The 12400-nt window shown below is 69.1% G+C and carries 9 protein-coding genes and 1 pseudogene; 5 read left to right on the forward strand and 5 right to left on the reverse strand.

Annotation, left to right across the window (positions count from 1 at the left end; all coding sequences use genetic code 11):
- Positions 1-74 precede the first annotated feature (74 nt).
- The 5 genes from lanM to PV419_RS30650 form a co-directional block, all read right to left on the reverse strand.
- Entirely contained in the window at positions 75-5111 is a 5037-nt protein-coding gene (gene lanM / locus PV419_RS30630) for a type 2 lanthipeptide synthetase LanM (protein ID WP_319694480.1), read from the reverse strand.
- A 1-nt stretch (position 5112) separates the two neighbouring features.
- Positions 5113-8013: a type 2 lanthipeptide synthetase LanM family protein gene (locus PV419_RS30635; protein ID WP_319694481.1), complete on the reverse strand. Its 2901-nt coding sequence runs from the start codon at positions 8011-8013 to the stop codon at positions 5113-5115.
- 257 nt (positions 8014-8270) lie between these two features.
- Positions 8271-8447, reverse strand: coding sequence for a class II lanthipeptide, LchA2/BrtA2 family (locus tag PV419_RS30640; protein ID WP_319694483.1), 177 nt, complete (start codon positions 8445-8447; stop codon positions 8271-8273).
- Between the two features lie 25 nt (positions 8448-8472).
- Positions 8473-8652 carry a plantaricin C family lantibiotic gene (locus PV419_RS30645; RefSeq protein WP_319694484.1) on the reverse strand — a complete coding sequence of 60 codons (180 nt, stop codon included), beginning with the start codon at positions 8650-8652 and terminating at the stop codon, positions 8473-8475.
- A 149-nt stretch (positions 8653-8801) separates the two neighbouring features.
- The gene (locus PV419_RS30650; RefSeq protein WP_319694485.1) at positions 8802-9584 is read right to left on the reverse strand and encodes an AfsR/SARP family transcriptional regulator; all 783 of its coding nucleotides are present in this window, start codon (positions 9582-9584) and stop codon (positions 8802-8804) included.
- Between the two features lie 370 nt (positions 9585-9954).
- Between PV419_RS30650 and PV419_RS30655 the strand changes: the two genes are divergently transcribed.
- From PV419_RS30655 to PV419_RS53430, 5 genes and pseudogenes are all read left to right on the forward strand, one after another.
- A complete protein-coding gene (locus PV419_RS30655) occupies positions 9955-10755 on the forward strand; it encodes a metalloregulator ArsR/SmtB family transcription factor (RefSeq protein ID WP_319694487.1) in 801 nt (266 codons plus the stop codon).
- A 12-nt stretch (positions 10756-10767) separates the two neighbouring features.
- Positions 10768-11025, forward strand: coding sequence for a hypothetical protein (locus PV419_RS30660; RefSeq protein ID WP_319694488.1), 258 nt, complete (start codon positions 10768-10770; stop codon positions 11023-11025).
- Between the two features lie 92 nt (positions 11026-11117).
- Positions 11118-11711: a helix-turn-helix domain-containing protein gene (locus tag PV419_RS30665; protein ID WP_319694489.1), complete on the forward strand. Its 594-nt coding sequence runs from the start codon at positions 11118-11120 to the stop codon at positions 11709-11711.
- Positions 11603-11953, forward strand: a pseudogene (locus PV419_RS53425) (RNA-guided endonuclease InsQ/TnpB family protein); the annotation flags it as partial. The gene PV419_RS30665 and the pseudogene PV419_RS53425, both read left to right, overlap by 109 nt.
- A 222-nt stretch (positions 11954-12175) precedes the next feature.
- A complete protein-coding gene (locus PV419_RS53430) occupies positions 12176-12400 on the forward strand; it encodes a hypothetical protein (RefSeq protein ID WP_415925409.1) in 225 nt (74 codons plus the stop codon).

The following is a 12400-nucleotide window of genomic DNA, read 5'->3' on the forward strand; positions in this document are numbered from 1 at the left end:
CAGCGACACGCCGTGACGACGGCGTGTCGCTGTCCGATACTCACTGCACACGGAGGCGGCCCTCGGGCATGTGATCAGCCCACCGGCTGGGCCGACCGCGCGAACCCCGAGGTCATCGCCGTCGGGACGCGGAAGAAGCCGTCGTCGTGGTTCTGCTCCGCGGCGTACAGGAGGGCGTCGGTGTCCCCGATACCGGCCCAGCCGAGCATGTAACCGAGCAGCGAGGTCCGGCCGGGCGATCCCGTGTAGAACCCGTTTTCGCGGGCCCTGGCCAGGACGAGCCCCTGGTATTCGTGCGCCCGGGCCAGCAGGGAGTCGTCGCCGAGCACCCGTCCCGTGGCGATCAGCGACTGGACGACGCCGCTGCTGCCGTGGCAGACCGACAGGTCCACCGGCCGGCGGGCGGGCAGCCGGGTCGCCGCCTCGACCAGGGTCGTCAGTCGGCGGCCGGAGAGTTCGTCCGCCCGGCCGGCGGAGAACAGGATCTCGGCGGAGGCCAGCAGCAGGCCGGCGGCGCCGTTGCACCACCCCGCGAGCGAACCTCCCGTGCCGGACCCGGCCCGGGTGGTCAGCCAGTCGGCGGACTCCCTGGCCAGAGCCTCGTCGCCGAGGACCCTTCCGATGCGGGCGCGGGCCCACTGGAGCCCCAGCTCGCCGTGCGCCAGGTCGAACCAGGGCGCGGTCCTGGGAGCCTGGAGGTGGCCCAGGGCCAGATCACGCAGGCGCGCGAGCCGGGGTTCGCCGCACAGGGCGGCGGGGTCGTCGCCGGCCTCCAGGCGGGACAGCAGGACCATCAGCAGGCCGGCCGGGCCGTTGCTCAGGTCGGTCTCCAGGTCGCCCGCCGCGGACCGCGCGTCGACCTTGTCGAGCACGGGTCCGAGCCATTCGGTCGGCGCCGCCTGGGGCCGGGTGAGCAGCAGGGAGGAGGCGCCGCTGAACACGGATTCCGGCGTCTGGTCCAGCATCTCGCCGTAGTCCGCGAGGAGCTCGTCGAGCCCCCGGTCCGCACGGAGGTGAAGGTGAAGGAAGCCGTCGTCCAGGCGGGTGGCCCGGTTCAGGAAGGCGACGATGCCGCCCATGTCGTGGAACGAGACGAAGTTGCCCGGGGTGATGGTGGCCGCGGCCCGCCCGGGGCCGATGCCGCCCAGCCAGCCGGTCCGCGGACCGTCCGGCGTGTGCAGGGTTACGCCGAGGTCGGCGATCCGCCGTGCGATCTCCGGCCACCATGTGCCCGGGCGGGCGTGCCGCAGGGGCGCCGCGAAGACGCTGTGCCGGGACAGCCCGGCCGGGCTGTCCTCGCCGAACACCTCGCCGAAGCACTCCTCGAGCAGGTGGTGGTGGTAGCCGTCCGGCCGGGCGGCGTTGAGGGTGACGCCACGCCGGGCGTGGTCAACCGACGAGGTCTTGAACGCCTCCGGGAAGCGCACCCGCGAGGTCGCCAGGTCGGTGGAGTCCGCACGCGAGCTGAAATAGGGCACGTTCCCCGTGTGCATACCGGCGCGCTCCTCGGCGCCGACGCGACTGGCCAACTCGGGCGTGAACTGGCCGGAGTTCCCGAGCAGCCCGAACAGCCGCTCGGCCTCCTCGGACCGGGCGAGGTAGGACGGGTGCGTCGAGGCGTCCATGAATCGGCTGTAGACCAGCGTCGCCCGCAGCACATACCGGACGGGCATGTCCCGATGGGCGTCGAGGAGCGCCGGGATCGCACCGCCGCGTACGAACTCGAGGGCGTCGGAGTAGCCGGCCAGCACATCGGAGAAGTAGTCGGTCGCGGACAGCGGCGCGTCCCCCAGCCGTGGCAGGTTGGCGTCCTGCCGGTAGGTGATGGGGTCCCGCCCGACGGACATGCTGTCGGTGCCGATGTCGCGGATCACCGTCTTGGTCATCTTGGAGGGCTGGTCGCCGGCCACGCCCACCCCCGCCATGAGGAAGTCGACGGGGGAGGCCGGGCTCTTCGCCGGGACGAGCATCGTGGAGACGACCGACAGCTTCATGTGATTGAGCAGCAGGTGCGGGAGGGTGTCGTTTTCGACGCCCACGTCCGGCCGCAGGATGGTCTCGGTGTCGATGACGCAAGGGTGTTCGCCGCGGGCCAGCAGATTCTCGTCGTGGAGGTCGGAGGCGCCGATGGCGGAGAGGACGGCGCACAGCGCGCCGAACCGGTAGAAGTACCGGGCCGGTTGATCGGGTGAGGTCATCGGCTCCGACGGGACGAACTGCTGCCAGCCATGGGATCCGGACGTCACCGAGACGGGCAGGCAGTCCCGCAGCGAGAAGGTGAGGTAGGGGTCGGCGGCCGTGTACAGGACCCGTACGAAGCGGTCCGTCGCGAGGGCGCGCGGCTTGAAGACCAGCTTGGTGCCGCTGGTCAGCCGCACGCCGATCACCTGACGGTTGTCGTTGTGCGGGTCGGAGCCGGTGAGGAAGATGTCCTCGATCAGCTCTCCGGCCGCCGCCGGGCGCGGCGTCAGACCGTCGGCCAGCAGTGCCTCCTGGTCCGCTGCGTACGCGGCGAACATGTCGGTGTAGGCGTCGAGCGAGTTGTCCGCCAGAGTCGTCAGCCGCTGCCGCAGCACCGGGTAGGCGTCGGCGATGCGCCGGCAGGTGCCGGGCGCGCCGAGATGCCTCCGGAACCGCTGCAGCGCCTCGTCACCGTCGGTCGTCATGGGCAGCCCGAGGCCCTCGCGGAAGGTGTGGAACTCGCCGATCAGCGTCCGGAAGGAGTGGCCCTCGACAGCCGTCAGCAGCTCCCCCCAGATGGTGTCCACCACCGCCTCGCGTCGTTCGGGGCGCGTGGCCGGAGCCATCACCTCGTGCAGTGCCGAGGCCACGGAGTTCCTGGGCACGAGGTGCTGGTAGAACGGGAGGAAGGCGGGGATGGAAACGTCCGGGTCGGGGATCGGGCCCTCCGGGCCGGTCGTGCTTTCCCGCCCCGATACCAGGACATCGGGGTCACTGTCCGCGTAGAGATTCATGTAGACCGATCCTCCGTTCAGCAATTCCTCGTGAGTGCCCTGCTCGATGACGCGCCCGCCGTCGAGCACGTAAATGCGGTCGGCCGCTTTGATGGTCGCCAGTCGGTGGGCGATGATGATCTGTGTCGCCCCGATGTCCTGGATGATGTCCGTGACGCGTCGCTCGTTGATGGTGTCCAGCGAGGCCGTCGCCTCGTCGAGCACCAGGATCGAGGGCCGCTGCAGCAGGGTCCGAACGATGGCGAGGCGCTGCCGCTGACCGCCGGAGAAGTTGGCGCCCATTTCCGAGACCACCGTGTTGAGCCCCATGGGAAGGTCCTCGAGGAAGTCGAGGATTCCGACGCTCTCGCAGAATTCACGTACCTGTTCCTCGGGGATGTCCTGCCCCATCGTGAGGTTCTCCAGGATCGTGCGATTGTGCAGATGCACTTCCTGGGGGATGTATCCGATGGAGCGGCGCAGCGAATCCTTGTCGTATTCGCTCATGTCCCGCCCGCCGAACTCGATGGTGCCCTGGGTCGGTTCGTACAGTCCGCAGATGATCCGTCCCAGGGTGGACTTACCGGAGCCCGAGGGGCCGACGAGGGCGACCTTGGCCCCGGCCGGAATGTCGATCGAGACATCGCTCAGGACCGGGTCGCTGTGGCGTGTGTACTGGAAGCCGATGTCGGTCAGGCGGATGGAGGTCGAGGGCAGCCGCTTGAGGTCGCCGCCGCGGTCCTCCGAGGGCGTCTCGGTGATGTCGTTGAGGCGCGCCATGTAGCGGGACGCCTCGGCGAACTCGGTGCAGGTCTGGAACACCGAGGTCGACAGCGCGAAGTAGGTGCCGGACACCGTCTGCACCGCCATGGCCTGGCCCAGGGAGATATGCCCGTGGCCGACGAGGTACAGGCTCGACAGCAGCAGGATCAGCGGGCCGAACATCTGGGTGGTGGAGGTCAGACCCGAGATCCGGCCCTGTTGCAGGCGCATGCGGTCCTTCATCGCGTTGAGCGACGAGGCGTACACCTTGCTCCAGCCGGCGAGGAACTCGGCGGCATAGCCGCCCATTTTGATGGTGGGCACCGAGACGATCGCGTCCAGCTGGGCCGACTGGCTCTTGCTCAGCTGAGTCATTTCCGCGTCCACGGACTCCAGCACCTGGACCCGGGTCTTCACCAGATACAGGGCGTTGACCAGGGAAAGGCCGGCCGCTATCAGGCCGAGGCGCCATTCGGCGATCAGCAGATAGCCGCTCACGCACAGCAGCGTTCCGATGTCGAGCACGCCCTGGGCCACGCGTGAGGACAGGAGATCCCTGATCACGTTCACGCTGTTGAGCCGGAACAGAAGCTCGCCGGGTTGTCGTGTCGTGAAGAACTTGTACGGCAGGGAGAGCAGCTTGGAGAATGTCTGGATCATCAGATGCTCGCCCATCATCGCCACCACGGACGAGAGAACGGCGACTCTGAGCAGGTAGAGCGCGAAATACCCGACGGCTACGGCGACGATGACCGAAAGGACCGTGGCCAGGTCGTCCAGACCTCCCCAGCGGGCGTATCGATCGACCGCCCATTCCGTCAGCATCGGTATGCCGAGGGTTCCGCCGTATCCACCGAGCGACAGGAGTCCCACCAGCGCGATGCGCCTGCGCGAACCCTTCGCGAAGAGCGGGATGCCCCGCCACTCCGCCATGAACTTCCGGGGCGTCGGTTCGAAGTCGGGGCCGGGCTCGGCGGCCACCGCGATGCCGCTGAAGGCGGCCTCCAGTTCCTCCCTGCTGAGGTGCCGACGCCCGAGCGCCGGGTCCATGATGACCGCCCTGCGGCCGTCGAACCGCTCGAGGACCACGAAGTGGTAGTCCTCCCAGTAGAGGATCACCGGCGAGGTGAACTTCGCGAGGGCCGACACGTCCTTGACGCGGAAAAGTTTCGCCTCCATGCCGCGCTCCCGCAGGAAGCGGGCCAGCTGGGTGGCGCTGAGGCCGTCCCGGCCGGCCTCCATGACCTGCCGCGCGCTGGAGATCTCCTCCGCGCGCCCGTGGTAGCGCAGGACCGCGACGCAGCAGCACAAGCCGCATTCGGTCTGGGTTACCTGCGTGATCGTCGGGACGCGCCGGGCCGGGGCGGACCGACGGCCGATGATGTTCCACGTCATGTCATCGGCCCTCCGCTGTCAGATCGACGGGGGACAGACGAACGGACGGATCGAGGCGGTTGACGAGATGGATCACCATCCCGGCGGTCCCGACCAGGAGGCTGTTGGTGTGCGCGTACCGGCTCCGCGTGTCACCGGCCTTGCGGGCGAACACCTCGGGGCGCAGCCATGTCCGCTCGACCTCCTCGACCGCGGCGCGCAGCGATTCCTCGGTGCTCGCCACGGCGGACAGGATGTCGTGGTTGCCGAGATCGCCGTGGCACCAGGTCAGATTCCGCCCGAAGCCACGGCGGAGCATGTTCCCCACGGCCACCTTCCGCATCCGCTCCACCGACGCGTCTTCGGACACCGCGCCGTATGCCGTGAGGGCGAGCGCGATACCGGCCGACCCGTGGCACCAGCCGGTGGCGAAGGACCAGGGGGTGGCCACGTTGGAGTACCAGTCGCCCTCGGCGGGGTCGTAGAAGTCCCGCAGTCGGCCGATCAGACGGGACAGCGTGGCCTCGACGGCTGCTCGCCGGCCCTCGGGCAGGCCTGGGTAGGCCCGGCTCAGCGCGTGGATGACGCCGCTGACCCCGTGTCCGAAGCCGGACTGGTCGAGTACGGGGTGGTGCGCGTCCTGCCGCAGGGCGTCCGTGAGCATGGCCGTCAGCGCGGCGGCCGAGGCGTCACTGTGCGGTCCGCCGATCGCGGTCACGCAGGACAGGACGCCCGCCAGCCCGCTGATCACGTCCAGGGGCAGGTCCGCCGTCGGCTGGTCGTCCACGAGGTCGAGCACGGTTGGCACCGCCTGCTGCGCGACGCGGACCCAACCGGGCGCTCCGAGCAGCCGGCCCGCCAACGCCAGCGTGAGCAGTGTGCCGGCCGATCCGGCGTAGGCCGAGAAGGGCGCCGCCCGCCGCGTGTCCGATGTCCCGGACGGGGGATCGGACAGGCCCTCCGCGGTGGCCGAGAAGATCTGCGTGGCCAGGTCGCGGTAGGCGGAGCGGTCCAGGACACGGCCGGCCGCCGCCAGGGCCAGCGCGGGGCCGACCCTCCCCGTGTACAGGTCGTATCCGAGCACCGCGGGCGGCCACGGCCGGTTGGCCTGCGCGGAGGCGAGCGGACCGATCCAGGTGTGGGGAAGGCGGGCGTACCGGTCGGGCAGGGCCGAGGCGACCATGGTGTCGCACAGCCGGGTCACGACCCCGGCGAGCGTGTCGCCCGGCCGCCCCGTCGGCCGTCCCCTCGCCGTATTGCGGGGCAGCCCGGGGCCGAAGCTGTCGGCCGAGGTCAGATGGTCGTCGGGGAAGCGGCAGGAGAACGCGGAGTGGATGAGTCTGAGCTGCTCACCCACCTCGAACTCGGTCAGGGCGGCGACCTTCGCCGTGGCCACATCGAGCGGGGAGCCGGCCAGCAACGCCCCGACCTCGGTCTCCTCGCCGTCCGTGAGGGCCACGTCCGCCGCGCCGACGGTGAAGTAGGGGACGTCGCGCCCCGCGAGCTGCCGCAGCTCGGACCGGACGATCGCGCGCGTGGCGGACCCGCCGGGAATGGCCACCCGCTTCAGCACCGCCAGATAGGACGCGGGGTCGCTCATGGCCCGGGCGCTCGATGCCGTGCGCAGCGTCTGCGCGTACACCATCGTCGGATGGTGCAGGTAGCGTACGCGCACGCCGGCTGCCGCCTCGCGCACCAGCGCCGTCCAGCGTCCCTTGTCCGACATCACCGCGCGGCACACCCGGGTGAATCCGGCCGCCATCCGCTCGCCCAGCGCGTGGACCTCGTCCTGGCTCAGCGTCCCCACGACCGTCCGCCGTTTCTCCGCCGCCTGCTTGCGCAGCGTCAGCCGCACCTCGTCGGTGAACGGAGCGTCGAACCGCAGGGACTTGAACGGCGACTCGCCGCCTCCCTGCTCCCCGAGGAAGCCGAGATCGACATAGCCGGAGTCCTCGTCCCGCCCGGCCATGAGCAGCGGCAGGATCCCGATGCCGTAGACCGACTGCGCGATCCTGTGGTGGGCGTTGCCCGGTGTCTCCTCCGGCGGACCGAGGTGGATCCTGACGGGCTGGAGGATCGTCTCCAGGTCGATCGGCACCGGGCCGCGACGGGTGGCCACGACATTCTCGACATGCATGTCCTGCGCGTTGAGCAGGTACATCACGGCGGCGAGCTCGCCACTCGCCTCCATGAACCGTGCGGACATGTCGGCGACGTCCGCCGCCGCCACGTACTCCACGTATCCGTAGCCGGCCCGCTCCAGGACCTCGGGGGCGACCAGGGAGGTGCCCAGCCATTCGTTGGCCTCGCGGGCGATGACGGCGTACGCGGCCTCGCAGGACACGTCCCGCGGCTTGTAGGCCAGCTTCCTGCCGGACCGGAACTCGAGGACGGACACGCTGCGGCCGTGGTGGTGGGCGTCGCCGTCGGCGAACCCGCAGGAGACGATCTGGTCCGCCGCGTCGATGCCGAAGGTGTCCGCGATGGCGTCCCGGTCGGCTATGAGCCGCAGGCACAGCTCCAGGAAGTTGTGTACCTCGTAGGCCAGTACGACGCGCGTGACATTCCGCAGCACGGGGAACGACAGCCCGCTCAGTTCCTCGAAGGAACCGCGGATCGACTGGTCGACGAAATACTCGTACCGCACAGCCGGGTTCGTGCCCACGAGCCGACCGCGTTGACGCGCCTGATTGACGGCGGCGACCAACGGCCTGGTGTACACCTCGCGCAGCCGGGCCTCGGCACGTTCCAGCACCTGCCGCAGCACGGCGAGGGGGTCGGCGAACAGCGGCGCGAACGGGGCGATGGGATCGGGGTCGGCGAGCGAGGCGGCGGCGTTCCTGATGATTTTCTGGAACGGATAACGCTCGGTGGCCGCGCACCACTGTGCGACCGCGCCGCGAGTGGCGGCGCCCGGAGACACGGCGGCCCTGGTGCTTTCGGTGCCTCGGAATACTTCGAGGGTCTGTTCATCGAATTGCGCCAGCGGCGCAATGGAATTCGCGATCTGAGCTTCGCTCAGTTCCGGATAGTACAGGGCTGAGGATTTCACGACTCGTAATACTCCATATTTGCGGGGACGCACTGGAATGCGGTGGAGCCGGCGGAGTGGGAGCCCGTCGGCGGGCTCCCACTCCGTCTCGATGTGCTTACGCACTCACCGAACGGGATGTCCGGCGCTCAACACCTGCTGGTGCACTTGGTGGTGGGGCAGACCGCCGCGGAGACCCCGGCGGCGATGCCGGTGATGCCGAGGAGGACGCAGACGGGTCCGGTGCCTCCGTGGGTGTCTGCCTCGCTCAGTTCGACGAGCTCGGCCTCGTCCCATGCGCCGAGGATGTTCGTGTCCTGGTCCATGACAACTCCCTTCTCCGGTTTTTCGTCAGTTGCAGTTGGGCTGGCATTCCTTGGTCAGGGTGCAGAACCACCCGTACGCGCCTCCCCCGAGGTACCGGCTGGTGAAGACGTCGGCGAGCGTGCCGCCGTTCTGTGTGGTGTCGTGGAAGTCCTGCTCCGCGAGTTCTTCCACGAGGGAAATGTCACCCTCGAATTCCGGCTGCATTTTCTGTCTCCTTCATCGGACTGAATGCGGGTGTCGATTGCCCCGCTCTTCCGGCGTCCCGTGAATTCATTCTGCGGGGCCGTTGTTGCTTGGCTGCACCGCGAAGAGCGGGGTCCGCGCACAGGCTGTGCATACGGCCCGCACAGGCGTCAGGCGGCCTGTGTCTGTGTCTGTGTCTGTGCCTGGGCCGTGACGAGGCGGAGGGCCGCCTGGCGGTCCCAGTTCAGGGCGGCGGCCCGCATCGCCGCGACGTTCGGCGGCAGATCGAGCCCCAGGTCGTCGGCGAACAGGCGTTGGCACCGGCCGATGACGTCCAGGGCGCCGACGGCGTCGCCGTTGATGCAGTGCACCGCGGACAGCAACTCCCAGAAGCGCTGCCGATAGGGGGCCTCGGCGATGGCGCTCTCGATCCGGTAGGTGAGCGTCTCGGTGCGGTCGGCCAGGACGGCGGCGGTGAACAGATCCTGGTACGCGTCGAAGCGCGCGCTGTTGAGCCCGGCCACATGCGCGCCGAACCAGCGGGTCGGCGGCAGACTCGGGCCGAACGGACCGCGCCACAGCGCCACCGTCTTCTCCAGCGCGGCCAGCGCCCGGTCCGCGTCACCGCGCAGCAGCAGGTTCCGGCCGTGCCGGGCGGACACCATGAACATCGGCACGTCGAACTCCTCGGGCGCGGCGTCCAGCGCGTAGCCGCTCTGGCTGCCGCGACAGGTCCGCACCCGCCGGCTCAGGCCCGGTTCGATCTGGTCGAGGTCGCGGCGCAGGGCGGTGAGGTGGCTGCGGATGTTGGCCGTGGCGGAGGCGGGCGGTTCGTCCCACAGCAATTCGGTGAACTCGGCCACCGTGATGGCCTGTCCGGTGCGGAGCAGAAGGGCGGTGAGAATGGCTCGCCGGAGTGGCGAGGCCGGTCCCTCTCCGCCGCGGACTTTCATGGGGCCGAGAACCCTGAAGAGCAGAAGACTTTCCTCTGCGCGCGGGTCTCGGTCGATGGCCGAGAGGGTGGCCGTTTCCCATTCGCTTTGTGTGGCTGTCACTTCTCTTCTCCCCGTTTTCCAGCTCGTCGGGATCGAGCGGACCGTGATGTCGCTCGATGGCCGGCAATCACATGCCTACCAAGGCGGCCCGGGCGGAACAACGGATCCGCGGCGTCCCGGACAGTCCGCCGCCGTCCCGGGCCGGTCAGCCGTGTCCGACCTGGTCACAGACGTGCGAGGCGGCCGTCCGGGACGGCGGCGGACGGATCCGCCGCCGATTGACAGGCAACCGGATGGTTGCCATTCTGGGTCACCGAGGGGTGACCACATGGACGACGCATTCCGGGCGCTCGCCGACGCCAGTCGCAGGCGTCTGCTGGACCGGCTTCACACGCGGAACGGGCAAACCCTGCGGGAGTTGTGCGAGGGCCTGGAGATGAGTCGGCAGGCCGTGAGCAAGCACTTGACAGTGCTGGAGACGGCCGGGCTGGTCACGGCCGTCCGACGGGGGCGGGAAAAGCTGCACTACCTGAATCCGGTGCCCATCCAGGAGATATCGGATCGGTGGATCGGCAAATACGAGCGCGGGCGGCTGAGCGCCCTCGGCCATCTGAAGCGGACCCTGGAAGGAACAACCGTGAGCAAGCCCGAATTCGTCTATGCGATCTACATCCAGACCACGCCGGAGCGGCTGTACGAGGCGCTGACCGACGCCGAGTTCGCCCAGCGGTACTTCGGTGGGTGGGGACCCAAGTCCGACTGGCGGGTGGGGTCGCCGGTGCTGTGGAAGATGGGCCCGGACGGGGACTACGAGGACCTGGACCAACAGGTGCTGGAGGCGGAGCCGGGCAAGCGGCTCGCGTACAGCTGGCACCGGATCTTCCCGATGCACCGGGAGATGTTCGGCTCGGACGAGGAGTACGAGGAGGCCCGCAAGGAGAAGTCGAGGGTCGCCTTCGACATCGAGCCGGCGGAGGAGCCGGCGCTGGGCGTGAAGCTGACCATCACGCACGACGGGTTCGACAGCCGGGACAGCAAGATGCTGGAGGGGGTGAGCGGCGGCTGGGTGATGATCCTCTCGTCCCTGAAGACCCTCCTCGAGGGTGGCAAGCCGGTGGCGGAGCAGTAGAGGTGATGCCGGGTGGCCTACCAGTTGCCCGTCGCCAGATCCGCCACGACCACCGCGTGGTCGGAGGGCCAGACGCCGGTCGACGGGACCGTCGCCCGCGCGGTATACGGAGCCGACGTGGCCGAGGCCGTCGGGTCTCGGCGGGCCGTGGTTTGCCTCGCCGTTGAAATCGGCGAGATCGGTCTCGAGATCCGTGCGCACGGCCCGCATAGTCTCCTCCATGCGCCGCACATGCTGGTTCGGCGAACACGTTATGCCGGTACTTCGTAAAGAAAATCAAGCGCATAGAGAGGAAAAGGGCATTACTTGCCTGTTCTGATCTTCGGTGCTCGGCCGTAAGCCAACATTCGTACGATGCTGGCATGCAGCTTCGCATCCAGTACCGCGTCACCCTGACGCCCGCCCAGCGCATTCACGCTGCCCGGGTGTTCGGGTGCCGACGCGTGGTCTGGAACGACGCGCTTGCGATCACCAAGCCGTGCAAGCTGTCGAACAAGCGGCTCGGCAATCCCAGGCACCGCGCGGCCGAAGGCCCGTACTGGGCGATCCCGAAGGCCGCCGAGCTGGGCAAGCTGCTCATCACCACTGCGAAGAAGACCCCCGAGCGGGCATTCCTCGCCGATGCGCCGGTCGGCGTCCTTCAGCAGACCTTCCGTGACCTGGACAGGGCATGGAAGGCACATGAGGACTCCAAGACGGGCAAGCGGCCTGGTCCTCGCGTTCAGCCGCCGCGCCGAAAGTCCCGCAAGGACAACCGGCAGACTGCCCGGTTCACGAACTCGGACCGGTTCCGCCTGCTTGGTGACGGCAGGCTCCGGCTGCCGAAGATCGGAGATGTGCGGGTCAAGTGGACCCGCGATCTCCCCTCGACCTGGGTCTCACCCGGTTCGCGGTCCTCTCCGACGGCACGCACATCGCCTCACCCCGGCACCTGCGGCGGGCAGAGAAGAAGCTGAAGAAGCGGCAGCGGGAGCTGCCGCGGAAGAAGGAGGGCAGCAACAACCGGGACAAGACCCGCATCAAGGTCGCCCGCGCTCACGCGGCAGTGGCGGATGCGCGCCGGAACTTCCATCACCAGTGGGCGCACAAGCTGACGAGTGAGAACCAAGCCGTCTTCGCTGAGACCCTGAACGTGCGTGGAATGGCGCGTGGCCGTCTGGCCAAGAGCGTGCACGACGCGGGCTGGTCCCAGTTCCTGCTGTTCTGCGAGTACAAGGCGACCCGGCGTGGACGGCAATTCGTCAAGGTCGCCCGTGACTGGCAGTGCGAGCAACCCCCACTCGCGTGGGGAGGAACCAGGAACCCACCCGGAGTAGGCAATCCTCACTCTACGAGGACTGCCCGCAGATGGAGAATCCTCGCCCGTCACGGCGATCGGAGGAGGTCAATTCTGGGGGGAGCCGGAGGCGGCCCAGGTCCAGTGCATGCCGAGCTCCTGCGCACGTCGGCCCGCGAGGTTCTCGTCGCCGCCCGCCCACACCTCCTGCAGCCCGACCACATGCGGCGCGGGGCGTCGGTCAAACGGCTGAGCGCCACGACCGGCAGCGGCGGCCGGTCGGCCCGTATCCGGTCGCTGGAGGGGGTGGTTCCGGCCGCTGGAGGGGGCGGTTCCGGTCAGTGTGCCGACCCCGGCCGCATCCCGTGA

It is taken from the genome of Streptomyces sp. ME19-01-6 (genome assembly GCF_033793745.1).
Classification (GTDB): domain Bacteria; phylum Actinomycetota; class Actinomycetes; order Streptomycetales; family Streptomycetaceae; genus Streptomyces.

Bases quoted from the DNA above. Each gene is read 5' to 3' on its own strand.
- lanM (WP_319694480.1), bottom strand. From the start codon at position 5,111: ATGACGTGGAACATCATCGGCCGTCGGTCCGCCCCGGCCCGGCGCGTC.
- PV419_RS30640 (WP_319694483.1), bottom strand. From the start codon at position 8,447: ATGGACCAGGACACGAACATCCTCGGCGCATGGGACGAGGCCGAGCTC.
- PV419_RS30645 (WP_319694484.1), bottom strand. From the start codon at position 8,652: ATGCAGCCGGAATTCGAGGGTGACATTTCCCTCGTGGAAGAACTCGCG.
- PV419_RS30650 (WP_319694485.1), bottom strand. From the start codon at position 9,584: ATGAAAGTCCGCGGCGGAGAGGGACCGGCCTCGCCACTCCGGCGAGCC.
- PV419_RS30655 (WP_319694487.1), top strand. From the start codon at position 9,955: ATGGACGACGCATTCCGGGCGCTCGCCGACGCCAGTCGCAGGCGTCTG.
- PV419_RS30665 (WP_319694489.1), top strand. From the start codon at position 11,118: ATGCAGCTTCGCATCCAGTACCGCGTCACCCTGACGCCCGCCCAGCGC.